Origin of the sequence: Klebsiella sp. CN_Kp075 (assembly GCF_040065055.2) — a bacterium.
Lineage (GTDB): Bacteria > Pseudomonadota > Gammaproteobacteria > Enterobacterales > Enterobacteriaceae > Klebsiella > Klebsiella aerogenes.
Map to the genome: position 1 here is coordinate 3,035,606 of NZ_CM198050.1, position 22,990 is coordinate 3,058,595.

At 58.5% G+C, this 22,990-nt stretch carries 22 protein-coding genes and 2 pseudogenes; 9 read left to right on the forward strand and 15 right to left on the reverse strand.

What is annotated here, in order from left to right; translation table 11 throughout:
- Positions 1 to 10: 10 nt before the first annotated feature.
- The 7 genes and pseudogenes from ABLV78_RS14535 to ABLV78_RS14565 form a co-directional block, all read right to left on the reverse strand.
- Complete coding sequence (locus tag ABLV78_RS14535) at positions 11 to 787, reverse strand: ABC transporter ATP-binding protein (RefSeq protein WP_047046636.1); 777 nt, start codon at positions 785 to 787, stop codon at positions 11 to 13.
- Positions 781 to 1,776: an ABC transporter permease gene (locus tag ABLV78_RS14540; protein ID WP_047046639.1), complete on the reverse strand. Its 996-nt coding sequence runs from the start codon at positions 1,774 to 1,776 to the stop codon at positions 781 to 783. The genes ABLV78_RS14535 and ABLV78_RS14540 overlap by 7 nt, the downstream gene beginning before the upstream one ends.
- Positions 1,757 to 2,794 carry an ABC transporter substrate-binding protein gene (locus ABLV78_RS14545; protein WP_047046642.1) on the reverse strand — a complete coding sequence of 346 codons (1,038 nt, stop codon included), beginning with the start codon at positions 2,792 to 2,794 and terminating at the stop codon, positions 1,757 to 1,759. The genes ABLV78_RS14540 and ABLV78_RS14545 overlap by 20 nt, the downstream gene beginning before the upstream one ends.
- The gene (locus tag ABLV78_RS14550; protein WP_047046645.1) at positions 2,791 to 3,765 is read right to left on the reverse strand and encodes an ABC transporter substrate-binding protein; all 975 of its coding nucleotides are present in this window, start codon (positions 3,763 to 3,765) and stop codon (positions 2,791 to 2,793) included. The genes ABLV78_RS14545 and ABLV78_RS14550 overlap by 4 nt, the downstream gene beginning before the upstream one ends.
- 5 nt (positions 3,766 to 3,770) lie before the next feature.
- On the reverse strand, positions 3,771 to 4,922 hold the full coding sequence (locus tag ABLV78_RS14555; protein WP_348865254.1) for an acyl-CoA dehydrogenase family protein: 1,152 nt from the start codon (positions 4,920 to 4,922) through the stop codon (positions 3,771 to 3,773).
- Positions 4,900 to 6,004: pseudogene (locus ABLV78_RS14560) on the reverse strand (LLM class flavin-dependent oxidoreductase). Before ABLV78_RS14560 ends, ABLV78_RS14555 begins: the two are co-directional and overlap by 23 nt.
- 145 nt (positions 6,005 to 6,149) lie before the next feature.
- Positions 6,150 to 7,043, reverse strand: coding sequence for a LysR family transcriptional regulator (locus tag ABLV78_RS14565; RefSeq protein WP_045396152.1), 894 nt, complete (start codon positions 7,041 to 7,043; stop codon positions 6,150 to 6,152).
- 107 nt (positions 7,044 to 7,150) lie between these two features.
- Between ABLV78_RS14565 and ABLV78_RS14570 the strand changes: the two genes are divergently transcribed.
- Positions 7,151 to 7,756 (forward strand): cysteine dioxygenase family protein, encoded by a 606-nt coding sequence (locus ABLV78_RS14570; RefSeq protein ID WP_047046655.1) that lies wholly within the window; start codon positions 7,151 to 7,153, stop codon positions 7,754 to 7,756.
- Positions 7,749 to 9,329 (forward strand): rhodanese homology domain-containing protein, encoded by a 1,581-nt coding sequence (locus tag ABLV78_RS14575; protein ID WP_047046657.1) that lies wholly within the window; start codon positions 7,749 to 7,751, stop codon positions 9,327 to 9,329. The genes ABLV78_RS14570 and ABLV78_RS14575 overlap by 8 nt, the downstream gene beginning before the upstream one ends.
- Before the next feature lie 53 nt (positions 9,330 to 9,382).
- Here ABLV78_RS14575 and ABLV78_RS14580 read toward each other — a convergent pair whose 3' ends face one another.
- Positions 9,383 to 10,786: a CBM96 family carbohydrate-binding protein gene (locus tag ABLV78_RS14580; RefSeq protein ID WP_348865256.1), complete on the reverse strand. Its 1,404-nt coding sequence runs from the start codon at positions 10,784 to 10,786 to the stop codon at positions 9,383 to 9,385.
- An 80-nt stretch (positions 10,787 to 10,866) separates the two neighbouring features.
- Positions 10,867 to 11,586, reverse strand: coding sequence for a purine nucleoside phosphorylase YfiH/LACC1 family protein (locus tag ABLV78_RS14585; RefSeq protein ID WP_047046661.1), 720 nt, complete (start codon positions 11,584 to 11,586; stop codon positions 10,867 to 10,869).
- A gap of 198 nt (positions 11,587 to 11,784) precedes the next feature.
- Between ABLV78_RS14585 and ABLV78_RS14590 the strand changes: the two genes are divergently transcribed.
- Genes ABLV78_RS14590 through ABLV78_RS14600 form a run of 3 tightly spaced genes read left to right on the forward strand, consistent with a single transcriptional unit; the run spans position 11,785 to position 14,586 of the window.
- The gene (locus ABLV78_RS14590; protein WP_047046664.1) at positions 11,785 to 12,843 is read left to right on the forward strand and encodes an ABC transporter substrate-binding protein; all 1,059 of its coding nucleotides are present in this window, start codon (positions 11,785 to 11,787) and stop codon (positions 12,841 to 12,843) included.
- On the forward strand, positions 12,833 to 13,840 hold the full coding sequence (locus tag ABLV78_RS14595) for a FecCD family ABC transporter permease (protein ID WP_047046667.1): 1,008 nt from the start codon (positions 12,833 to 12,835) through the stop codon (positions 13,838 to 13,840). The genes ABLV78_RS14590 and ABLV78_RS14595 overlap by 11 nt, the downstream gene beginning before the upstream one ends.
- Complete coding sequence (locus ABLV78_RS14600; protein ID WP_047046668.1) at positions 13,837 to 14,586, forward strand: ABC transporter ATP-binding protein; 750 nt, start codon at positions 13,837 to 13,839, stop codon at positions 14,584 to 14,586. Before ABLV78_RS14595 ends, ABLV78_RS14600 begins: the two co-directional genes overlap by 4 nt.
- On the opposite strand, the gene ABLV78_RS14605 is transcribed toward ABLV78_RS14600, so the two are convergent.
- From ABLV78_RS14605 to ABLV78_RS14620, 4 genes are all read right to left on the reverse strand, one after another.
- Positions 14,570 to 15,313, reverse strand: coding sequence for a substrate-binding domain-containing protein (locus ABLV78_RS14605; RefSeq protein ID WP_226473477.1), 744 nt, complete (start codon positions 15,311 to 15,313; stop codon positions 14,570 to 14,572). The two genes, ABLV78_RS14600 and ABLV78_RS14605, sit on opposite strands and share 17 nt — an antisense overlap.
- A 55-nt stretch (positions 15,314 to 15,368) precedes the next feature.
- Positions 15,369 to 16,205 (reverse strand): shikimate dehydrogenase family protein, encoded by an 837-nt coding sequence (locus ABLV78_RS14610; RefSeq protein WP_047046672.1) that lies wholly within the window; start codon positions 16,203 to 16,205, stop codon positions 15,369 to 15,371.
- Between the two features lie 15 nt (positions 16,206 to 16,220).
- Positions 16,221 to 17,543: an MFS transporter gene (locus ABLV78_RS14615; RefSeq protein ID WP_047046674.1), complete on the reverse strand. Its 1,323-nt coding sequence runs from the start codon at positions 17,541 to 17,543 to the stop codon at positions 16,221 to 16,223.
- Positions 17,544 to 17,619: 76 nt separating this feature from the next.
- Positions 17,620 to 19,470, reverse strand: coding sequence for a bifunctional sugar phosphate isomerase/epimerase/4-hydroxyphenylpyruvate dioxygenase family protein (locus tag ABLV78_RS14620; RefSeq protein WP_047046676.1), 1,851 nt, complete (start codon positions 19,468 to 19,470; stop codon positions 17,620 to 17,622).
- A gap of 127 nt (positions 19,471 to 19,597) precedes the next feature.
- Between ABLV78_RS14620 and ABLV78_RS14625 the strand changes: the two genes are divergently transcribed.
- Positions 19,598 to 20,236, forward strand: a complete 639-nt coding sequence (locus ABLV78_RS14625) for a TetR/AcrR family transcriptional regulator (protein ID WP_045396118.1) — start codon at positions 19,598 to 19,600, stop codon at positions 20,234 to 20,236.
- Between the two features lie 26 nt (positions 20,237 to 20,262).
- Here ABLV78_RS14625 and fumD read toward each other — a convergent pair whose 3' ends face one another.
- Together fumD and ABLV78_RS14635 are read right to left on the reverse strand one after the other, a co-directional pair.
- Entirely contained in the window at positions 20,263 to 20,475 is a 213-nt protein-coding gene (fumD, locus tag ABLV78_RS14630; RefSeq protein WP_045396115.1) for a fumarate hydratase FumD, read from the reverse strand.
- A gap of 234 nt (positions 20,476 to 20,709) precedes the next feature.
- Entirely contained in the window at positions 20,710 to 20,841 is a 132-nt protein-coding gene (locus ABLV78_RS14635; protein ID WP_161801916.1) for a hypothetical protein, read from the reverse strand.
- Here ABLV78_RS14635 and ynhH point away from each other — a divergent pair.
- The 3 genes and pseudogenes from ynhH to ABLV78_RS14650 form a co-directional block, all read left to right on the forward strand.
- Positions 20,837 to 20,971: pseudogene (gene ynhH / locus ABLV78_RS14640) on the forward strand (protein YnhH); the annotation flags it as partial. The gene ABLV78_RS14635 and the pseudogene ynhH sit on opposite strands and share 5 nt — an antisense overlap.
- Before the next feature lie 7 nt (positions 20,972 to 20,978).
- Positions 20,979 to 22,391 (forward strand): pyruvate kinase PykF, encoded by a 1,413-nt coding sequence (pykF, locus tag ABLV78_RS14645; RefSeq protein ID WP_045396113.1) that lies wholly within the window; start codon positions 20,979 to 20,981, stop codon positions 22,389 to 22,391.
- A 311-nt stretch (positions 22,392 to 22,702) separates the two neighbouring features.
- A complete protein-coding gene (locus ABLV78_RS14650) occupies positions 22,703 to 22,939 on the forward strand; it encodes a major outer membrane lipoprotein (protein ID WP_002908860.1) in 237 nt (78 codons plus the stop codon).
- The last annotated feature ends 51 nt before the right edge of the window (positions 22,940 to 22,990 follow it).

Here is a 22,990-nt window from a genome sequence, read left to right on the forward strand (position 1 = left end):
CGCACCTGGCTTACCAATCCTCTTCCTGGCCGAGGATACGCAAAATATCCTGCCGATGCTGCAATAACAGCGGATTGTCGCGATGGCGGGGAAACGCCAGCGGCAGCGTAAACTCAGCGATAATGCGCCCCGGCCGCGGCGACATCACCAGCACTCTCTCGCATAGCAGCAGCGCTTCTTCGATATCATGAGTGACCAGCAGGCTGGTATAACCCTGCTGCTGCCATAGCGCAATCAGTTCGCGCTGCATGCTGATGCGGGTGAGCGAATCCAGCTTACCCAGCGGCTCATCAAGCAGCAGTAAACGCGGTTCATTGAGCAACGCGCGCGCCAGCGCCGCACGCTGCGCCATCCCGCCGGAAAGCTGCCGCGGCCACGCCTCGCTGAACGCCTGCAGCCCGATGCGCGAAATCAGCGCGTCGGCCTTCGGCTCCAGCCCCTTTTTCCCCTGCGCCTGCGGCCCCAGCAGCACGTTCTGCCGCACCGTCAGCCACGGATAAAGCGTCGGGTCCTGGAAAACGAGGATCCGTTCCGGCCCCGGTCCGCCCATCGCCGCATCGTCAATCTCAATATACCCGCTTTGCTGTGGCTCCAGCCCCGCCAGCAGGCGCAGCAGCGTCGATTTACCGCATCCTGAAGGGCCAAGCAGCGCAACGCTCTCGCCTGGCCGCAGCTGCAGGCTGATATTTTCCAGCACCGGCACCGTCTGTTTGCCCAACGTAAACGCATGATGAAGATGACCTACCGCCACCGCCGCGCCGGTCGAAATTGTCTGGGCACTTACCATTGCATCCCTCCGCGCTGCCAGCTCAGCAGCCGATCGCGAATCATAAATAGCCCGCTAATCAGGCCGGAACATAACAACGCCATCACGAATAGCGCCGCGTACATATTCGGATAGGCCGCCCAGCCCTGCGCCCACTGTAGATAAAAACCGATCCCGGATTTGACGCCGACCATTTCGGCGACAATCAGCACCGAAAACGACGCGCCAAGCCCCATAAACAAGCCGACAAACACGTTCGGCAGCGCGGCGGGGATCGCCACGCGCAGGATCAGAAATCGCTGGCTGGCTCCCAGCGTTCGCGCCACGTCATACCACGCTTTATCGATACCGATGACCCCGGACCAGGTCAATACCGTGACCGGGAACCAGGTGCTGAGCGCAATCAAAAACACGCTGGCGCCGAAGCTTGAAGGAAAGATAAACAGGCATAGCGGCAGCAGCGCGGTGGAAGGCACCGGCCCCAGCAGGCGTAAAATCGGATGCACCCAATAACCAATACGCTGAGACCAGCCAATCGCCAGCCCGCTGATAAACCCGCAGCTGGTGCCAAGCAGCACTCCGAGCCCGAGTAGCCCCAGCGAATGCAACAGGCTATCAAGCAGCCGCGGCCAGTCATCGTGCAGCACTTCAACCAGCGCCTGCGGCGGAGCGAAAAACGGCACCGGCAAAAACGCTGTTTTGGCCGTCAGCCCTTCCCATAGCGCGAAGAGCACCGGCAGCAGCGCCAGCCATTTCCCGGCACGCTGCAAACGCGCCCCCCGCTGCCGCCAGTAACGGTAACTCAGCGTCAGTAACAGCAGGCAGCCGCCGAGAGTGAACTGCGCCAGCGCCCACTCTTCGCTAAAGGGCCAACGCCGCCCGGCATCGGGCCAGGCCTGCGTGAACAGGCCGCCCAGCAGCCATAGCACGGCGGCAAGCCCGCCCTCCGTCCATAGCAGAGCGCCGGGCCCCGGGCGGGCGAGCGCGCGATCAGGCGAAAACGTTGACATAAATACTCTCCGCAAACTGATGAGGATCGGTTCCCGGTTTGATGACCTGTACCCGCTGCAGATCCACGGCATACTGCGTCAGCTCTTTAACAAAAGCCTCGCCCACCGCATGATGGCCGTGCCCCTGGCCGTGAAGAATGCCGCTCACCTCCGCTTCGTTAGTGTTTAGCGCATGGGCGAGAAAAGATTGCGCCACGCTTTCCGGGTGCGCGGCGGCATAACTGTGCGCTTCCAGAATCGCCTGGGTAAGCGCGGCCGCCGCCGGTTTATGATCGCGCGCAAGGGAGCCGCTGACGCCCAGCACGCAGCAGCAAAGGTTGGCGTAATCGCCGGTCATATTGCTGGCGATTAGCTGATATTTGCCGGTTTCCAGCAGGCGATAGCTGAAGGGTTCGCTGCCGCTGATGGCGGCGATTTCGCGTTTATCCAGCGCCACGCTGAGCAGGTCGGCCGGATAGACTTTCCACTGCACATCGCTAATCGGGTCGATACCGTGGCGTTTCAGCAAGATGGCGAAGAAGTTTTTATCCGGCCCGGCCATATCGGTGACGCCAATGGTTTGCCCTTTCAGACTCTCCAGCGCGCTAAAAGGCGAGTTTTTGGCCGTCAGCAGATTCAGGCAGCCGCCGTGCGTCCCGGCGGTGAGCTTGACATCAAAGCCCTGCTCCAGCGCCTTCAGCCAGCGTAGCGCCATGCCGACCCCGGCGTCGGCCTTGCCGGTGGCAATCGCTTCCAGCAGGACATCCGTCGAGTTACCGAAGTTAACAAACTCAACGTCGAGATTATATTTACTAAAAATCTTCTGCTGCTCCGCGACGGCGACCGGCGCCAGGCACACCGCGCTTTTGTTGATCGCCAGCTTGATTTTGTAAGGCTGCGCCAGACGCAGCGCCGGATGTTCATCGCCGCTCGCCATCTCCGCCATATCGTGAGCCCATAGCGGCGCAGACGCCCCGGCCAGCGCCAGACCGCCGGTAAACTGTAAGAAACGACGACGGGTAAAACGTGTGGTCATCATGGCGCCGCCTCCGCATGAACCGGCGCGACGGGCACGCTGAAGCCGTTATCAAATGTCGGCGTTACATCGAGCTTTGCGCGAATGAGGCCGTTGGCAAGATAAAAGTCCGCCGTCGACTGCTGCTGGGCGACCGTCGGCGCGTCCAGCCGCTGCCACTGCGACTGGCGGTTGGCAAACTGCGCGCGGGCGATCTCCGCCGGGAAGCGAATGATCTCCCCCAGCGTTTTGCCATAGCTATCGAGATTGGCATAAGCCCAACGCTCGGCGCCGGCCAGTCGGGTGAGATAATCCTGAAGCGCCGCGCGCTTTTGTGGATCCTTCAGCGCATTATCGGTGGCGGCCAGGAAGGTATTACCCGGCAGCAGCCCTTTGCCGCTCACCAGAATCTGCCCTTCGGCGGTTTTCACCAACTGCGTGGTATAGGGCTCCCAGGTCGCCCAGGCATCTACCGAACCGTTAAGCAGCGCGACTTTCGCATCCACCGGGCCAAGGAATACCCACTGCACATCCTTCGGCGAAATCCCCGCCTGCTCCAGCGCTTTCAGCGCCACAAAATGGCCAATCGATCCTTTACCGGTGGCAATGCGTTTACCTTTTAGATCCGACGCGCTTTTTAACGCGCTGCCGGGCGGCACCAGCACGGCGGTCCCCGCCGGGTTGCTCTTATCGACGGCAATCGCTTTTACCGGCGCGCCGTTCGCCAGCGCGAACAGCAGCGGCGCATCGCCGATAATCCCCACGTCAACCGCGCCGGCGTTGAGCGCTTCAGCCAGCGGCGCGGCGGCAGGAAACTCGGCCCATTTAATATCGTAAGCGAGGTTTTGCAAGGCGTTAGCAGCTTCCAGTTGCGACCGCATGCCGCCTTTTTGATCGGCAATTCGCAGGGTGATTCTTTCCTGAGCCGCAACATAGCCGCTCAGCGTCAATAGCATTAGCGCCCCGGCTATGCGGGTAAAATGAGGTATGCGCATCTGAATTATCCTTGTTGTTGAAAAGCGTGTTTACCCGCCGCCTGCCACGCGCTGTCGTTCTGCGGCGTATGTACCCGCCCGCACAGGACGTTGCGATAGTGGCGTTCCAGAGGATTTTGCCGGCTTAAACCATGATTGCCGGTGAGTTCAAGCGCCAGATTGACCGCCTGAATGGCGTTATCGGTGATAGTGACTTTCGCCAGATTGGCCTCAATAGCGGAAAAGCCCAGCTCCGCGGCATTCTCCAGCAGCGCGCGGTTAACCAGCAGCAGCCCCTCTATCTGCCCCACTTTTTCCTGTACCCGCGGCAGACTGGAAAGCGGTTGTCCAAGATTGACGGGGACCCGCGCACCCAGCCACGCGACAAGCCAGTCGCGCGCCGCGCGGGCCACGCTATCGTAAATCGCCGCCAGCAACGCCGTATGACGGTTGGCAAACAGACGAAACTGTTCGGCGTCCGGCGCGGGCGGCTCGTCGGCGCGCCAAACATCAACCGCATGCCCGGCGGACACCTGCACGTTTTTCAGCACCACCTCGTGGCTGCCGGTGGCCCGCATGCCGACGTGATCCCAGCTTTTCACTACGCTGATGCCCTCGCTGTCGGCAGGAACCAGCCAGCTACCGACCAGCGGCGGATTGTCGTCGCTACGCGCCCACAGCGCCAGCCAGCTCAACCCTTCGATCCCGGTGGTATAAATTTTGTGACCGTTAATCAGCCAGCCCCGGCTGTTCCGGCTGGCTATCGTTTGCGGCAGACCGCCGCGCGCCGGAGAGCCCAGATCCGGCTCGACGCGCAGGCTATTCATCAACCCGCCGTTTGTGAGCGCATCATCAAACACGCGCTGGCGTAGCGGCTCAGCCCAATGGACATTTTCCGCCAGCCGCAGATGATGCAGGTACTGCATGCAGACAATCAGCGCGGTCGCCGGTTCGCCCCAGGCGATGGCGGCAATGGCCTGTTGCAGCTTGGCTAAACTGGCGGCTGGTCCGCCGTACTGCTGCGGTACGGCAAGGCTTAAAAACCCGCGTCGGCGCAGAACGTCAATATTGCGATGGGGAAAATCGCCGCTGGCATCAAGGCTGGCCGCCTCCTCCGTCATCAGATGGCGGATCTCCGCGAGCTGCCGCACCCAGTCATCGCTGGGGTGAGGCCTCATGATGCGCGCTCCGCCACGGCGCGCAGCGCGGCTTTTTCGCGGGTAATCGGCAGCAGCGCTTTGCCATACTCCTGCGCATCGTTCAGCGGGTCGAATCCGCGGATCAGGAAGTTACGTACGCCGAGGTCATAGTAGTCGAGCAGCGCATCGGCCACCTGTTCCGGCGTGCCGACCAGCGCGGTGGAATTGTGGCCGCCGCCCACCAGCTGCGCGATGCCGGTCCACAGGCGTTTATCCACCACCTTACCCTGCGCCGCCGTGGCCCGCAGACGCTGCGCGCCAACGCTATCGGGCTTGGCTTTAAAGCCCCCCTCACTCTGCGCCGCCCGCTCGGTGGCGACATGCAGAATATGCTCGGCCTTCTCCCAGGCCTCCGCTTCGCTATCGGCGATAATCGGCCGGAATGACACGCTGAAATCGATCTCGCGCTGATGTTTTGCCGCTTCCGCCCGTACCCGCTGGATAGTTTCCGCCGTTTGCGCCAGCGACTCCCCCCATAGCGCGAAGACGTTAGCGTGTTTACCGGCCACCGTAATCGCCGCTTCCGACGAACCGCCGAAATAGAGGGGAATATGCGGTTTCTGCAGCGGGCGAATAGCTGACCAGGCCTGTTGCGCCTGATAAAAATCATTGTCGATGTCCACCGGCTGTTCGGCGGTCCAGACCTGGCGGATGGTATCGAGGAAGGCGTCGGTGCGCGCATAGCGCTGGTCGTGGTCGAGATAATCGCCGTCACGGCGCTGCTCGGCGTCATTGCCGCCGCTGATGATATGTACCGCCAGCCGGCCGCCAAGCAGATGTTCAAGGGTGGCGAATTTACGCGCGGCGAGAGTTGGCGAGACAAAACCGGGACGGTGCGCCAGCAGGAAAGCTATCTTTTGCGTCGACAACCCCGCCAGCGCGGTCACCAAAAAGCCGTCAGGTTGATCGGACCAGTGCCCCACCAGCAGGCGGTCAAACCCCGCGGCTTCATGTGTTTGCGCGAAGCGCACAATATAATCACGGTCGAAAACCGGCCCTACCGGGGCGATGGTTTCCGACGACAGGCGGTGGCCGATCATGCCGAGAAACTGAATGCTCATACAGAACTCCTGGTAGTAAGGTAATGAATGGGCCGCGGCGGCGGCGCGTTTTCATTACCCTATACACAGGCCCTTAATGAGCAAAATGCATTTTTGTCATAACTTAATATGCAAGATAAGCATTTATAAAAATAACATATATGTATCAGTCAGATGCATTAAGTTGCTGGACCACTTTCCCGGCGAAAAAAGTCAGCGGCTGGCTGAGGTTAGCCAGATTCTGCGCCTGTACCAGCCACAGATGCACTTGCGGCTGAAAATCCGCGAGCGCAAGCGTGGACACTTCATCGCGCCACGGGCTGGCGGCCAGCGCGGCGCGAGGCACCAGGCCAAGCCCCAGCCCCTGCGCCACCAGGCTGATTTGCAACTGGGCGCCGGCGGTCTCGACGTTCAGCGCCAGCCGCAGCCCCTGCGAGTGCAGTTCGCGGATTAGCCCGGCCCGCAGGCCGCAGCCGTCGGGATTGAGTATCCAGCCTCGCTGCGCACAGTCGCGCAGCGCTCCGGCGTGCAGTCGCCAGCTTTTCGCCGCGATGACCACGATATCCAGCGGACACAGCAGTCTCCCGCTGTAGCCGTCAGCAAAGCGCTGCTGTTGTGGTCCCATCGCCAGCACGCCATCCAGTTCGACGCTCTCCAGCCGTTTTTGCAGCAGCCCGCTCCAGCCGCAGGTCACCTGCGGCTCAAGGGCCGGGAACTGCTGGCGTAGCGCGCTCAGCGCCGGCTGGAGGGCAATTTCCGCCACGCTCTGCGGCACGCCGAGACGCAGAACGCCCTGCGGCTCCGCCTCCGGATCGAGCAGCCCGTACAGCTTTTTGGTTTCCCGCTTGATGCTCAGGCACTGCTCATACACCCGATGTCCGGCGGCGGTGAGCGTCAGGGGCCGGGTCTGGCGCTCCAGCAGCGTCACATTGAGGGTTTGCTCCAGACGCTGAAGCCGACGGGTAATCGCCGATTGGGTAATGCCAAGGTATTCCGCCGCCTGATTCAGAGAGGAAAACTGCACGGTAGCCAGCAGAGCATCAATGTCATCGATACGCATACAATCCTTAATGTGATTTTTGCATATTAATATATGCGGAAATTGCATTTTAATTATATTAACGCCTTTGCTAGCGTAATGACCAGTCCCGACCACAGGAAATCACCATGACCGCACCGCGAGTGGAAAAATTACGCCAGTTCATTCAAGACCTTGATGCCCTGCATCGCCATTTTACCGATGAGGCCACCCTGCTCGACGCCGTCGCCGTGCGCCTGGCTTCGCTGGTGCAAAAAGATGACTGGTTGCCGGAAGAGTACACCCTGCCGCATCCCCACCACTATCAGCAGTATTTGCTGCATGTCGATTCCGGCCAACGCTTTTCGATTGTCAGCTTCGTCTGGGGACCGGGGCAATCGACGCCTATCCACGACCACCGGGTATGGGGGGCCATCGGTATGTTGCGCGGCGCGGAGGAAAATCAGCGCTATCGACTCGACGAGCGCGGTTTACCGATCGCCAATGGTCCTGCTGAACGGCTTTCTGCCGGCAAAGTAGAAAAAGTCTCTTCCCGCGATGGCGATATTCATCGGGTGAGTAACGCGCTCGCGGACCACGTCTCAATCAGTATTCACGTCTATGGCGCTAACATCGGCGGCGTCAGGCGTGCGGTTTATAGCGCGGATGGGATCGCCAAACCTTTCGTCTCCGGTTACTCCAACCGTCACTTGCCCAATATCTGGGATCTCTCAAAGGATAATTCATATGCCTGATTACAATTACCGCCAGCCAGCCGAGGTGCGCCAGGCGCTGATCGATGGCGCGGAAGTGGCGCTCATCGACGTTCGCGAAGAGGCCGCATTTGCCACTAACCATCCGCTGTTTGCCGCTAATTTGCCGCTGAGCAAGCTGGAGCTGGAGATTTTTCGCCGCGTACCGCGCCTGACGACGCCGATTACCCTCTACGACAATGGCGAAGGTCTCGCGGAGCAGGCCGTTAAGCGGCTGCAACGCTGGGGCTATCAGGATGTTGCGCTACTGGCAGGCGGCCTGACGGGCTGGCAGCGTAGCGGCGGCGAGCTTTTTCAGGACGTTAACTCCCCGAGCAAAGCGTTCGGCGAGCTGGTAGAGAGCGAGCGCCAGACGCCCTCGTTGAGCGCCGAGGAAGTGAAGGCGCTAATCGAGGGTCCACAGCCGGTCGTGGTGGTCGATGCGCGTCGTTTTGATGAATATCAAACGATGAATATTCCCGGCAGCATCAGCGTGCCCGGCGGAGAGTTGGCGTTACGCATCGAAGGCCTGCTGCCATCGCAGCAAACGCCGGTTATCGTTAATTGCGCCGGCCGTACCCGCAGCATTATCGGCAGCCAATCGCTACGTAATGCCGGTTTAGCCAATCCGGTTTACGCGCTGCGCAACGGCACCATCGGCTGGACCTTAGCCGGACTGGAGCTCGAGCACGGCCAGCAGCGGCGCTACGACGCCGATTTCCGCGCCTCAGCGCAACGCGTGGCTGCAGTGACGCAGTTGGCCGAGCGCGCTGGCGTGGCCTTCATTGATGCCCCGACTTTAGCCCGCTGGCAACAGCAGCCGAGCCGCACCACCTATCTGTTTGATGTTCGCAGCCCCGAGGAGTATGCCGCAGGCCATCTGCCGCACAGTGTGAATGCCCCCGGCGGCCAGCTGGTGCAGGAAACCGATCATTACGCCAGCGTACGCGGAGCGCGGATTGTGCTGGTCGCCGACGATGAGATACGCGCGCCGATCGCGGCGTCCTGGCTGGCGCAAATGGGCTGGGAAGTGGCGGTATTACGCGATGTCCGCGTGGAGCAATTGAGCGAACGCGGCGTTCCGCCCGCCAACGTACCGCCGGCGCCGGTGGTTGAGGAGATAACCCCAGCGCAGTTAGCGGAACAATTGCGCGAACCCGGCACCGTGGTACTGGATTTCACCACCAGCGCGAACTATGTCGCACGGCATATCCCCGGCGCCTGGTGGCTGGTGCGTTCGCAGCTGCGTCAGGCGCTGGAAGTCATTCCTCCCGCTGAACGTTACGTTGTCACATGCGGCAGCAGTCTGCTGGCCCGCTACGCCGCGCCTGAAGTCGCGGCATTGACCGGTAAGCCGGTACAGCTGTTAAGCGGCGGGACGCTGGCGTGGATTAATGCCGGGCTGGCGCTGGAACAGGGCGAGACGCATCTGGCGACAGCACGTAGCGATCGCTACCGACGGCCATATGAAGGAACCGATAACACCGCAGAGGCGATGCAGGCTTATCTCGACTGGGAGTATGGCCTCGTGGAACAGCTAGCGCGCGATGGCACCCACGGCTTTAAGGTGTTGTAGGTTAAAACCCGGTGGCAACACGGCCACCGGGAATAACTTACCTTTATTGTGAATTAAATTTCCGGAGTGGTTTTAAAACCAACCAGCATCAGGATCGGCTGCTTCTGCGCCGATGCGGCGTCAAACTGATAGTGGTTACCCTGACGATCGCCGCCGATGTACCAGGAGATCTCGGTTTTCCCTTCCGCCAGCGCTTTACGTACCGCTTTATCGATATCCACCATCCGATACTCACGAGATGAATTGAGATACAGTTGAGCATCTGAATTGTAGCTGCAGGTCGGGCGATGCTTCCAGGTCACGCTTGACGCGCTCCAGCTGTTGCTCGCCGGATAGAAGAAAATCTGATCCGCGCCGTTGGTTTCAACCTTGCCGCCATACAGACGCAGGCGATATTTAAACAGCGACGCATCCTGATCTTTCGGCAGCGCCGGGATTTTAAACTTCACCAGGGTGAGAGTTTCCGGGTTGCTGGTGCGGCCGCCGTTCTTCCAGTTATCGGAAATTTGCAGCGCTTCGGGCGCGCCGAAGTTAACATTCGGCTGCGCGCTCTCAACCACCGCGTTTTCTTCCGCCAGCGAGAAGCTATAAGGCACGTTGGTACCGCAATCCATGCCTTCATTCATACAGTGTTCGGTCATGAAGTGCGCGCCCTCTACCGTCCAGCCGTTCATGAAATCTGCATGGGCGGTATAGATACTGCCCCACTTCTCTTCACGTTTATCGCCCTTCATGACCGGATCCATCGACAGCTCAATTTTCGCCGTGTCCAGAGACGTAATCTGCGGCAGTACGTAGGCGATATTCATATTGACCGTCGGGATTTTTACCGGATAGTCGGCCGGGCAGGCGCCGTTGACATCATAAGCGGCGTTGCTGTGGTCATGGCTCGGTTTCAGGTTGACGCCATCCCAGCAGTTGGGGAACTGAATACCGATATTAAACTGCACCGCATCTCCCGCTTTACGCAGGCCGCAAACCTCACCGGCCTTGTTGCTATAGCCTTTACCGTTGGCGCACAGGAAGGTAATCCGCGAGCTTGGGGCGGAACCGTGGTGGTCGCCAGCCAGCAGCTCCAGCCCCGACGGGAAAGGATGTAGCGGATAGCGATCCACTTTCGTCGCCTGATAATAGGTTTTCTGATAAGCAGGAGTGACTATCTGTCCATCCGGTAATTTCATTGACGGCGCCCAGTATGCAGAACTGTCGGCCTTGTTATCACAGGTGGTTTCCGGCGGCGCGCGCAGGGTTTGATAGGTAGAAACGGCATCGGTGTGGGTATTGCCGAAGAAATCATGCCGCATCGCCTGGTTTGGCATACCGAACATCATAATCGCGTCGTCGCCAAGGGTATGACTGTAGCCGCATACCGCCTGGGCTTGCGGTCCTGCATGGGCGGAAAAAGCGCTGGCGGCCAGCAGCGGGGTCAGGGCCAGTACAATTGAGTTAGCTTTCATTTTACGATCCTCCTTGTTTGAAGGACCGCAGAGATAGCAAACCGGCGCCGATGTTACACATCAGCAAACATCATTTTATCTCATTCACGCATAATCCATGAGTACTGGAAGGTTTTGACCGCCGGAAAATGGGTGCGCCGACGGTAGGAGCCGAGCGCCTGCGGCGTGCAGTAGGTACAGCTCCCCAGACATTCGGTATTTTCCGCCGCCACCCCGGCCTGTTGCAGCACCCGTTGCGCCAGCGCGCGGAGATCGAACCACAGATTATCGCTACCGCTAGCCCGCGCTTGCCCCGCTTCTGGCGGAGCGAGGCGCTGATGAAAGAGCTCGTCGCTGTAGCGTCGTACCAACTCGCCCGCCGGCATGGTCAACAGCGTTTGATAAAACTCGGCCGAAACCTCATAGCAGCAGGCGTGAATATGCGGCCCGCAGACCACCACTATCTCTTCTGGCGCCACCTGATGCTGGTGAAACAGCGCCAGGCTGTTTTCAATAATGCCGCTCGCCGCTCCGCGCCAGCCGGCATGCACGCTGCAAACATAGCGCCCATCCCGCGAGGCCATCAATAACGGTAAACAGTCGGCGGTAACGACGCCGACCTTTTGCCCACGCAGGGCCGTAAACACCGCATCGGCGTGCGGCCGCTCTGCCTGCGGCCCCTGATAGTGATGAACCACATTGCCGTGCACCAGCTTCACCGGCGCCATTTCGCTGTACGGAAAGGCGGCGGTTTCGTGCACATCAAGAAAAGCGTAGCGAATACCGGGGATATCACTTAATAAGCGGGATGGATAAGACATAACGGCGCGTAAATAAATTGGTGGTGGATTTACCGTAGGCCAAAGCCCATCGATACGCAAGATGTGGATGCTTTGTTCCCGGCGGGACCTCAAGCTCGCTGCCGGCCATAACAAGGTGGGAACGCAGTAATTATTTGCACCCGGCACCGCTATATAATTTAATATACATCGATTATTCTTATCCAACCGGGTCAATCCATGTCACCACACCGTTTACTTTTGGCGCTGACGTTGTGCAGCGCCAGCCTGTTCACCAGCCAGGCTTTTGCCGAGCGCACCGTCACCGACCAGCTGGGCCGCCAGGTTACGCTGCCGGATCACATCACCCGCGCGGTTGTCCTGCAGCACCAGACGCTTAATCTCCTGGTCCAGTTGAATGCCGCCGACGATATCGTTGGCGTGTTAAGCAGCTGGAAAAAACAGCTCGGGCCGCAGTTTGTCCGCTTTATGCCCACTATTGAAAAGCTGCCGACGCCGGGCGATTTAACTCAGGTCAATATCGAAAGCCTGCTGGCACTGCATCCGCAGGTTGTGTTCGTCGCTAACTACGCGCCGCAGGCGATGATCCAGCAGATCCAAAACGCCGGGGTTCCGGTCGTCGCGATATCCCTGCGTCAGGACGCGGCGGGTGAGAAAAACAAAATGAACCCGACAATGGCCAATGAAGAACAGGCCTATAACGACGGCCTTAAACAGGGGATCCGCCTGATTGGCGAAGTGGTCGAACGCCAAAGCCAGGCCGAAGCGCTGATTGATTACACCTTCGCGGCGCGGGCAGAAGCTAACGCCCCGGTCGCCGCTATCCCTGACAGCCAGCGGGTGCGCGTGTACATGGCCAACCCGGACCTCAACACCTACGGTTCCGGCAAATATACCGGGCTGATGATGAAGCATGCCGGAGCGCTAAACGTCGCCGCCGCCACGGTCAAGGGCGCACGCCAGGTCTCGCTGGAACAGATTCTGCAATGGAACCCTGAGGTTATCTTCGTCCAGGACCGCTATCCGCAGGTGGTCAAAAAGATTGAAAACGACCCGCAATGGCAAGCGATAGACGCGGTGAAAAACCACCGCGTATGGCTGATGCCGGAATACGCCAAGGCCTGGGGCTATCCGATGCCGGAGGCGTTGGCGATAGGCGAGCTGTGGATGGCGAAAAAGCTCTATCCTTCCCGCTACCGGAACGTCGATGTCGATGCCAAAGCGCAGGATTACTATCAACGCTTCTACCGCGTGAAATGGACGCCGAATGCGCAGTAACCTTCACTGGGCGCTGCTGCACGGCGGGCTGGCGGCGGCGACGCTATTTATCGCTATCGCCTCACTATGCCTGGGGCAGTACCACCTCGGCCTGAACGAGGTCTTTCATGAGCTCACCCATGGCGCGCCCGGCAGCGGCGTCGCCGGGCAGATAGTCTGGTCAGTCAGACTTCCCAGGGTAGCGATGGCGCTGCTGGCCGGCGGCTCGCTGGGGCTATGCGGCGCGACGCTACAGGGCGTATTCCATAACCCGCTGGTCGACCCGCATATCATCGGGGTAACCTCCGGCTCCGCCTTCGGCGGCACGCTTGCTATCCTGCTGGGCTTCGACATCGTATCGATGATGGGTTGCACCTTCTTCTTCGGCCTCGCCGCGCTGGCGCTGGTTTATCTCATCGCCACGCTGCAGGGGCGTGAAAACACGCTGGCGCTGATCCTTTCCGGCATTATTCTCAGCGGTTTCTTTGCCGCGCTGGTCAGCCTGATGCAGTACCTTGCCGATACGGAAGAAACCCTGCCGAATATCGTTTTCTGGCTGCTCGGCAGCTTTGCCACCGCCAACTGGCATAAAGTGCTGTCCATGGCGCTGCCGGTCGCCGTCGCCGCCGTTATCCTGCTAAAGCTGCGCTGGCGTATCAACCTGCTGGCGCTGGAGGATAAAGATGCGCGCGGTCTTGGCGTTTCGGTGGTCAAGTTGCGCCGCGGAGTGTTGGTCTGCTGCGCGGTGCTGGTCGCCGCCCAGGTCGCGGTCAGCGGCAGCATCGCCTGGGTCGGGCTGGTTATTCCGCATCTGGCGCGACTGCTGGTCGGCGCCGATCACCGCCGCCTGCTGCCAACAGCATTCTGGCTCGGCGGCGCGTTTATGGTGGTGGTGGACGACCTGGCGCGCACGTTAACCCAGGCGGAGATTCCGATTGGCATTATTACCGCCCTGCTCGGCGCACCGCTGTTTACCCTTTTACTGATTCAGTCCCAACGCCGCGGTGTGGCCCAATGAACATTTCATTATCACTGAACGCCCTGCGCTACGGCCATCGTCAGCCGCTCTTCGCCCCGCTGTCCATGCAGTGCCGTCACGGGGAAATCTGGGCGATACTGGGCGCCAACGGTCGCGGCAAAAGTACGCTACTGGATACCCTTACCGGCGTCCTGCCGCCGCTCGGCGGGCAGTTTAACGTAGAAGGCGGCATCGCCATCGTGCCGCAATCGTTCCGCCCGGCGTTTGGCTGGCGGGTACGGGATGTGGTGCTGATGGGCCGCGCGCGACTCGTCGATCTGTTCGCGCAGCCGGGGCCGGAAGATGAGCGGGAGGTTCAACAGGCGCTGGCGCTGCTGGGGATCGCCGCATTGGCCAATCAGGTGTTTCGCGCTCTGTCCGGCGGCCAGCAGCAGTTGGTGCTCATTGCCCGCGCGCTGGTCGGCGCCAGTCAAAATATTCTGTTAGACGAACCCTGTTCGGCGCTGGATCTGGCTAATCAACAGGTTGTATTACAGCTGATTAGCAATCTTGCTCATCGACAGAGGCGCACCGTGGTATTCACCACCCATGACCCGACTCATGCTCTGCAGATAGCCAGCCACACCCTGCTGCTGTTGCCCGGCGGCGAATGGCTGGCGGGAGAGTCGTTCGCGGTACTCAGCGAAGCGAACCTGCAGCGTGCCTACGGCCTGCCGGTTCACAAAATCGACCATCCCGGTAGCGCAGTGCCGTTACTGGCGCCGCAGTTTACGATCCATCGCTAACGGTCAAAAATCCTGCCGCGCGCAGAAAATTCTGCCCTTCCTCAGCGGTGATAAAGCGCCGTAGCTGCCGCGCGGCGGCGCTCTCCTCAATTTCCGCCAGCTGATATTCGCAGCGAATATTCCACGGCTCGGGAATGAGTAATGTGCGAAACTGCGCGCTCTCCGTCATCTGAACCGCATAGTGGGCGTAGCCGATAAACAGATCGGCAAAGTCTTCGCCAATTAGCCATGCCCCTGCGGTAGCGCCCGACGGTACAGTGAGCGACGCCCGACCGCCGACCAGCTGCTGCGCCCGGGCCATCAACGTCCGTCCGAGGCCCGGATAGCTGGCCTCAAGACGGGCAAAAAGCTGCCAGGTGTAATCGCCGGAAGGATCGCAGCCCGGCGTCGAGGTCGCCAGCCGCAGTCGCCCGTCGCGAAGTAACGCCAGCCAGTCAGCGCGATCGGTGTCAGGCGCGCGGCGCGCAGTCAGCATCAGCCGGTTGGCGGCAAACGAACAGCAGTTTATCGCAAGCCCGGCCTGCAGCAGCGCCTGAGGGTGTTCGGTATTCGCACTGGCGAACAGCGAGCAGCGTTCGCCGCCTTCAATGCGTTCGCGCAGCAGACCAGCCGGGCCGAACTGCGCCTCGACCAGAATGCCGCTAAGCTGCTGAAATCGCGCCAGCAGCGGGAGGAAAGCGCTTTTCAGGCTTCCCGCCGCCAGCAGGGTCAATGAAGTGGTCATCACAACAATCGCTATAAAGATGAAGATATAGCGCTAGGGTAACGCCTTTTTTGCTGATTCAGTAGCGAATTTCCGCCCGTTCGCGCAGCTGTTCCGGCGTCGCCACCGGCAGTTGGAAGAACTCGAGATAGGCCGGGATCATCTCGAACAGCATATCGGTACCGCGCTGAATCGGGCACCCCAGCGCCTGCGCCGCCCGCAGTAGCGGAGTATATTCAACGCTCATCACCACCTCGCCGACCCAGGTACGCGGCGACAGGCGCGAAACATCCAGCGGTAGCGGATCAGCCGCTTTCATGCCCAGCGGCGTGGCGTTGACCACCAGATCCTGCGCGGCGGGATCGCACTGCATCAGAACGATCTCCAGACGCGGATAGTGCTGATGCAGCCGCTGCGCCAGCGCCTCGGCGGCGGCGACACAGGTGTCGAACAGCGTCAAGGTACTGACCCCGGCGGCCGCCAGCGATGCGGCAATCGCCGAGCCGACGCCGCCGCAGCCGAACACCTGCGCCCTCGCCCCTTGTGGTTGAAAGCCTTTGCGCGTAATCCCCAGCACAAAGCCTGCACCATCGAACATATCGCCGAGCAGGCTGCCGTCGGCTTCGCGGCGGATGGCGTTGCAGGCGCCGGCGATTGCCGCCGTCGGGCTCAGTTGGTCTACCAGCCCGCAGGTAGCCATTTTATGCGGCATGGTGACCAGCGCGCCGACGATGTTAGTCATGGAAAACAGCGCTGGCACCAGCGCCGCGTAATCCTCCGGCTTCACCCCCATCGGCACCACTTTGACGTCCGCCTCGCAATGGGCCAGCCATGGGTTATAAATCATCGGCGCTTTAAAACTGGCGGTCGGATAACCAAGATGCGCTATCAGCCGCGTATGACCACTAATGATCATGCCCTACTCCTGTTGTTACTGCGAAAGTTCGATGCGTTTGACATCGCCAAGAATAAACAGATAGGCCACTACGCCAAGCAGCGCCGCGCCGCCGATATAGACCAGCGCGTAGAAAAAACTACCGGAAGCGGCAACGATAAAACCGATAATCAGCGGCGTGAGGATCCCCGCCAGATTGGTGCAGAAATTAAAGATACCGGCGGTTATCCCGCCCATCCCCTGCGGCGCGATATCGGAGATTAGCGTCCAGCCAAGGCCAACCATACCCTGACCGAAAAAGGCAAAAGACATCATCAGGATCACCGCCAGGTCGCTCGGCAGCCAGTTGGCGGAAATAATGCTGCTGGCCATCATCAGCCCGACGACGATAGGCAGCTTACGCGCCAGATTGGCCGAACCGGTGGCTTTCAACAGCTTGTCGGAGAGCCAGCCGCCAAACAGCACGCCACCCGCTGCGGCGAGAAACGGCAAGATGGCGAAGAAGCCTACTTTCAACCACGCCATGTGGCGCTCGGTCGCCAGGTACGTTGGAAACCAGGTCAGAAAGAAGACCAGCACGGTATTACCGGCGAATTGACCGACGCTGGCACCAATCACCTGTCGTTTTGCCAACAGCTGGCGCACCAGCGGCCAGCTAAAAGCGTTTTGCTGCTGCTGCGCGCTAGCCAGTCCGCCGCCGCGAAGAATATGTTCGCGTTCACTGTCGCTCAGGCGGCTGTCCTGATGGGGTTCGCGGTAGCAACGCCACCAGACCAGCGCGAACAGGATGCCGACAACCCCGACGCTGATAAACAGCGCACGCCAGCCGAAGCTGCCCATAATCCAGAACAGCAGCGGCGAGAAACAGGCCAGCCCGAGATATTCGCCGACGGTGTAGACCGCCGTGGCCTTCGCGCGCTCCTGCTGCGGAAACCAGGTACTCACTACCCTGCTGTTAACCGGAAAACAGGGCGCTTCACTGACGCCAAGCCCAAAACGACACAGCAACAGCGTTTTCAAGCCAATTGCCATACCGTGAAATAAAGTGAACAGCGACCACAGCGCCAGGGAGAGAAAATAGGTCACCTTATTGCCGAAGCGATCGAGGAAAATACCGCCGGGAATTTGCGCCAGCGCATAGGTCCAGGCAAAGGCCGAAAAGACAATTCCCATAATGGCGGCATCAATGCCGAGCTCGGCGGTCAGTCTCGGCGCTGCGATACCGAGCACCGTGCGGTCGAGATAGTTAATCATCGTGCCGACGGCCAGCAGCGCCAGGATCCCGATACGCCGCCGGGAGCGAGGCGCGGTGGTCGCAGTATCCGCCGCCGTCGCCTGGTTATGGCTATAAGAATTCATAGTCGTTTCCTGTCTTGAGTACAGATGAATGTTGTTATTGTGTTTGTGATGTTGTGTTGTGAACCATTTGCTACGTTTAACTGTACTGCATGGCCGAAAGGCGGACGGCGGCATTTACCGCGCCGTACTGGGCGTAACCGTCACGCCGTTCGGTCAATTCGAAGAAGAAGCGCCCCGCCACGAATGGACGGGTATAAAGATGCAGGAATTCGCCGCCGCGGGCGTCACGGTCGTAGAGAATTTGCAGGCGCTGCAATGTCTCTACCTGCGGCTCTTCGCCAAAGCGCGCCAGCAGATCCTCATAGTAATTCGCCGGGATAGGCAGCGCGTTCAGCGCAGCCTGCGGCAGACTTTCGAGCGTTACGGGTAAATCGCGACAGGCAAAAGCGGCGTGCTGCAGCCCGGCCCCCTGATAACAGGCGACCGAACGCGCAATCTGCGTGGCTCGGCTTTGCGATATATTCAGCGCCAGACGAATATCGCCCTGCGGGCTATGAACCGCCAGGCTGCGCACCAGTCCATACGGGTCAGGCAACGTCTGTTCATGTTCGAGACTGAAGCCGAAAACCGTACGGAAAAAGATAATCCAGTTGTCGCGGCTATCGGCCTCCATGCCTAACGCGAGATGGTCAATACCGCGGTAGTCGTCGCGCGGCGCCGCTGCCTGTAAATGAAAATCGCGGGCGTAGATATCGTCACCGGCTTCGACCAGGTAGATCAGGCTGCCATCCGGAGCGCAAACCGCCGGGATCGAACTCTCATTTGGCCCCGCATCCCCCTGCCAGGTGGCATAACCGTAGGCGCGGGCGCGTTCCACAACCGGCGCGCTGCGGCTTACCCGTAGCGCCATCGCGCACAATGAGACGCCGTGGCGCTGATGAAAATGGTCGGCCCAGCTGTGCGGCTGCGCATTAACAATCACCCGCGCCTCGCCATTGCGCCAGAGCGCAACCTGCTTGGAACGATGTTTGCCCTGAAGCTTAAAGCCCAGTTGCGTCAGGCGCTGGCCTAGCGCGGTAGACTCCGCCGGACTAGCGGCGAACTCAATAAACTCCAGACCGTCATAGTGCGGTAGCGCAGGTGGCGAAAATAACGCCGCGTCGCTATCCGCAAGCTGCCGACGAGTCTGCTCTTCGAGCCACAGCAATGAACGGTAGCCATCTTTTGCCGTGGCGCCGTTGGGTGAGGCGCGAAAGCCGTCATTGAAAATCTCCAGCGACCAGGGTCCGCGATAGCCGCAGCGCGTCAGTTCACAGGCGAAATCCACCAGCGGCAGTTGCCCCTGGCCCGGGAAGCAGCGGAAATGACGGCTCCATTCAAGGACATCCATCTTCATCAACGGCGCGTCAGCCAACTGCAGGAAGGTGATTTTCTCAACCGGCACCTCGGCAAGGCCTTGTAGATCATCCCCGAGCGACAGAATATGGAAGCTATCAAGCACAATGCCCATCGCCGGGCTGTTCACCCGCTGCACCCGTTCCCATGCCTGACGCCAGCGGTTGACGTGGGTTCCCCACGCCAGCGCCTCGTAGCCGATGATAATCCCCTCCTGCTCGGCGAGCTCAGCCAGCGCGCGCAGGTCGGCGACCTGCAGTTCGATATCGGCAGAACAGTCCGGCTGAACGTTGCTACAGAGCAGCATGGTGTTGCAGCCTAATTCATGCATCAGGGCGAATTTCCGCTTCGCCCGCTGCAGGTTAGCGGCAAACTGCGCGCGGCTGGCGCCCTCGAAATCACGAAAGGGTTGAAAAAGCGTGATTTTTAGCCCTAATTCAGCGGCAAGGTTGCGAATATCGCGCGGCGTGCCCGTATAATAGAGCAGATCGTTTTCAAAGATTTCAACGCCCTGATAACCGGCCGCGGCGATAGCGTGCAGCTTTTCAGGTAAAGTACCGGATATCGAAACGGTAGCGATGGAACGCAACATAAGAGTCCTCGGGTCATCATTCGACATGAGCACTGACTATGTATCATTTGGTTCACAGGCGCCAGATTTGGTTGCTGAATTGTGATCATTATGTGTATTTTTTGTCTCCACAGAAAAAGGAGTCGTTATGTCCCTCGTTGCTCATGATGAAGCACAATCCCTGAAAGAGCGCATCTTCGCCGCCGCCATTACCGTGTTCGCCGAATATGGCCTTCCCGGCGCGCGTATGGAGCAGATCGCCATCGAGGCGCAAACTACCAAGCGTATGGTGGTCTACTACTTCAAGAGCAAAGAGCAGCTGTACCAGGCGGTACTGCAACATGTGTATGCGCAGATCCGTGAAACGGAACAACAGCTGGGGCTGGAGCATCTGCCGCCGGTAGAGGCGCTGGCGCAACTGGTGAAATGGAGCGTGCGCTATCACGCCACGCATGCCGACTATATGCGGGTTATCTGCATGGAAAACATGCAGCGCGGGAAGTGGCTCAAGGGTTCAGAGGAGCTGAAGCCGCTGAACCGTACCGCGTTGTCGATAATCGAGGATATTTTACAACGCGGCCAGCAACAGGGGATTTTCCAGGCCGGTCTGCAGGCGCGCGACGTGCACCGGCTGATTAGCAGCTTCAGCTTCTATCAGGTATCGAATTTTTATACATTCAGTAGCCTGTACCTCGACGATCCGCTGCCTGAAATCGACGACGAAGCAATGGTTTCACACCACTGCGAGATTGCGGTGAAAGCGGTGATTCGGTTCGTTATCTCTTAAGCATTACTTATGTCGGGGCGCGGCGATTAGTGCCCCGATAACGCGTGAATCACCCTTTCCATCGCCTCGCGGGTTAGCGCGGAACGTTCAATTTTGCTATTTGCCAGCGCGGTGCGTACAACACCGGCAATAACAATATGTTTTGGCTGCTGGCCAAGATCGCGCATTTCCAATACCACCTTACCCACTACGCGGCACATTTCCTGATAGAGCTCGTCGTCTTTCGCTTTATTTCCCATTATTAAGACTCTTAAATTATCATTATCAATCAATTCATTATTGATACGATTTTATAATAAAGCAAACTGCGCTATTTTTTTCGTTCAATGAGGCGTTTTACTGCCTTTAATCGGTTAGTAAATATGATAAAACGCCGTTTAATCTGATCCGCTGCGGCAAAAGTGTGTTGCAGGTTCGCGAGCAAATCGTGTGAATTTTGTTACATTAATCACACTAAAAATGAAACGCCGTTTTTATTTTCCTTTTTGGTTTCGGCAGCGTATAATGCGCCTCGATTCTTTCTTGAATGGTTTCAGCGCATTGGACTGCACAAAAAAACGTACAAAACATTGCCACTTTTCATGGGCTGAACCGCCAGCACACATTCTTCTGCACGCTCTTTTGTTGTCACCTATCCTTAGAGCGTGGCATTGCAACTTTCGTAACACAGGTTTGACTCCGCGGCAGTGCGCCCCCGGAGCGAGATTTCCATATCCTTCACAACTTAAAGACTAAGACTGTCATGAAAAAGACCAAAATTGTTTGCACCATCGGTCCGAAAACCGAATCCGAAGAGATGTTGACCAAAATGCTGGACGCGGGCATGAACGTCATGCGTCTGAACTTCTCTCACGGCGACTATGCGGAACACGGTCAGCGCATCCAGAACCTGCGCAATGTGATGAACAAAACCGGTAAGAAAGCCGCAATCCTGCTGGATACCAAAGGGCCGGAAATCCGCACCATTAAGCTGGAAGGCGGCAACGACGTCTCCCTGAAAGCGGGCCAGACCTTTACCTTTACCACTGACAAGTCCGTGGTCGGCAACAATGAAATCGTTGCGGTGACCTACGAAGGCTTCACTACCGACCTGAGCGTCGGCAACACCGTGCTGGTCGACGATGGTCTGATCGGCATGGAAGTGACCGCTATCGAAGGTAACAAAGTTATCTGTAAAGTGCTGAACAACGGCGACCTCGGCGAGAACAAAGGCGTTAACCTGCCGGGCGTTTCCATCGCTCTGCCGGCGCTGGCTGACAAAGACAAGCAGGACCTGATCTTCGGTTGTGAGCAAGGCGTTGATTTCGTTGCGGCTTCCTTTATCCGTAAACGTTCTGACGTCGTTGAAATCCGCGAGCACCTGAAGGCGCACGGCGGCGAAAACATCCAGATCATCTCCAAAATCGAAAACCAGGAAGGTCTGAACAACTTCGACGAAATCCTCGAAGCTTCTGACGGCATCATGGTTGCTCGCGGCGATATGGGCGTTGAAATCCCGGTTGAAGAAGTTATCTTCGCGCAGAAGATGATCATCGAAAAATGTATCCGCGCGCGCAAAGTCGTTATCACCGCGACCCAGATGCTGGATTCCATGATCAAAAACCCGCGCCCGACCCGCGCTGAAGCAGGCGACGTCGCTAACGCCATCCTCGACGGCACCGATGCCGTTATGCTGTCCGGCGAATCCGCGAAAGGTAAATACCCGCTGGAAGCCGTTACCATTATGGCGACCATCTGCGAGCGTACCGACCGCGTGATGACCAGCCGTCTGGATTACAACAACGACAACCGTAAACTGCGCATTACCGAAGCGGTTTGCCGCGGCGCTGTTGAAACCGCTGAGAAACTGGAAGCGCCGCTGATCGTCGTCGCCACCCAGGGCGGTAAATCCGCGCGCGCAGTGCGTAAATACTTCCCGGACGCCACTATCCTTGCGTTGACCACCAACGAAACCACCGCTCGTCAGTTAGTTCTCAGCAAAGGCGTGGTACCGCAGCTGGTGAAAGAGATCGCCTCTACTGATGATTTCTACCACCTGGGTAAAGAGCTGGCGCTGCAGAGCGGCCTGGCGCGTAAAGGCGACGTGGTTGTGATGGTTTCCGGCGCGCTGGTTCCAAGCGGCACCACTAACACAGCCTCCGTGCACGTGCTGTAATAATTTACAGGTTATTTTATCTTTTTTTAAAGCGTCCCTCTGGGGCGCTTTTTTTTATTCATTCCCTAGCTGTTCTTAATAAAAATGCAAATCGGATTTTACTATTTAATAAGAGATTATCTAAGATGAATCCGATGGAAGCCTTCTGTTTTCACAGCGCTTTTTAAACCAGATCGACGAATTCGATGCTTCTTTGAGCGAACGATCAAAAATAAGTGCATTCGGATAAAAAAAATATTCTCATCCCAAAAAAGTTTGTGTAATACTTGTAACGCTACATGGAGATTAACTCAATCTAGAGGGTATTAATAATGAATCGTACTAAACTGGTACTGGGCGCGGTAATCCTGGGTTCTACTCTGCTGGCTGGTTGCTCCAGCAATGCTAAAATCGATCAGCTGTCTTCTGACGTTCAGACTCTGAACGCTAAAGTTGACCAGCTGAGCAACGACGTGAACGCAATGCGTTCTGACGTTCAGGCTGCTAAAGACGACGCAGCTCGCGCTAACCAGCGTCTGGACAACCAGGCTCACTCTTACCGTAAGTAAGAGTTCTGGTAATAAAAATGGCGCACATTGTGCGCCATTTTTTTTGCCTGT

Bases quoted from the DNA above. Each gene is read 5' to 3' on its own strand.
- ABLV78_RS14535 (WP_047046636.1), bottom strand. From the start codon at position 787: ATGGTAAGTGCCCAGACAATTTCGACCGGCGCGGCGGTGGCGGTAGGT.
- ABLV78_RS14540 (WP_047046639.1), bottom strand. From the start codon at position 1,776: ATGTCAACGTTTTCGCCTGATCGCGCGCTCGCCCGCCCGGGGCCCGGC.
- ABLV78_RS14545 (WP_047046642.1), bottom strand. From the start codon at position 2,794: ATGATGACCACACGTTTTACCCGTCGTCGTTTCTTACAGTTTACCGGC.
- ABLV78_RS14550 (WP_047046645.1), bottom strand. From the start codon at position 3,765: ATGCGCATACCTCATTTTACCCGCATAGCCGGGGCGCTAATGCTATTG.
- ABLV78_RS14555 (WP_348865254.1), bottom strand. From the start codon at position 4,922: ATGAGGCCTCACCCCAGCGATGACTGGGTGCGGCAGCTCGCGGAGATC.
- ABLV78_RS14565 (WP_045396152.1), bottom strand. From the start codon at position 7,043: ATGCGTATCGATGACATTGATGCTCTGCTGGCTACCGTGCAGTTTTCC.
- ABLV78_RS14570 (WP_047046655.1), top strand. From the start codon at position 7,151: ATGACCGCACCGCGAGTGGAAAAATTACGCCAGTTCATTCAAGACCTT.
- ABLV78_RS14575 (WP_047046657.1), top strand. From the start codon at position 7,749: ATGCCTGATTACAATTACCGCCAGCCAGCCGAGGTGCGCCAGGCGCTG.
- ABLV78_RS14580 (WP_348865256.1), bottom strand. From the start codon at position 10,786: ATGAAAGCTAACTCAATTGTACTGGCCCTGACCCCGCTGCTGGCCGCC.
- ABLV78_RS14585 (WP_047046661.1), bottom strand. From the start codon at position 11,586: ATGTCTTATCCATCCCGCTTATTAAGTGATATCCCCGGTATTCGCTAC.
- ABLV78_RS14590 (WP_047046664.1), top strand. From the start codon at position 11,785: ATGTCACCACACCGTTTACTTTTGGCGCTGACGTTGTGCAGCGCCAGC.
- ABLV78_RS14595 (WP_047046667.1), top strand. From the start codon at position 12,833: ATGCGCAGTAACCTTCACTGGGCGCTGCTGCACGGCGGGCTGGCGGCG.
- ABLV78_RS14600 (WP_047046668.1), top strand. From the start codon at position 13,837: ATGAACATTTCATTATCACTGAACGCCCTGCGCTACGGCCATCGTCAG.
- ABLV78_RS14610 (WP_047046672.1), bottom strand. From the start codon at position 16,205: ATGATCATTAGTGGTCATACGCGGCTGATAGCGCATCTTGGTTATCCG.
- ABLV78_RS14615 (WP_047046674.1), bottom strand. From the start codon at position 17,543: ATGAATTCTTATAGCCATAACCAGGCGACGGCGGCGGATACTGCGACC.
- ABLV78_RS14620 (WP_047046676.1), bottom strand. From the start codon at position 19,470: ATGTTGCGTTCCATCGCTACCGTTTCGATATCCGGTACTTTACCTGAA.
- ABLV78_RS14625 (WP_045396118.1), top strand. From the start codon at position 19,598: ATGTCCCTCGTTGCTCATGATGAAGCACAATCCCTGAAAGAGCGCATC.
- fumD (WP_045396115.1), bottom strand. From the start codon at position 20,475: ATGGGAAATAAAGCGAAAGACGACGAGCTCTATCAGGAAATGTGCCGC.
- ABLV78_RS14635 (WP_161801916.1), bottom strand. From the start codon at position 20,841: ATGTGTGCTGGCGGTTCAGCCCATGAAAAGTGGCAATGTTTTGTACGT.
- pykF (WP_045396113.1), top strand. From the start codon at position 20,979: ATGAAAAAGACCAAAATTGTTTGCACCATCGGTCCGAAAACCGAATCC.
- ABLV78_RS14650 (WP_002908860.1), top strand. From the start codon at position 22,703: ATGAATCGTACTAAACTGGTACTGGGCGCGGTAATCCTGGGTTCTACT.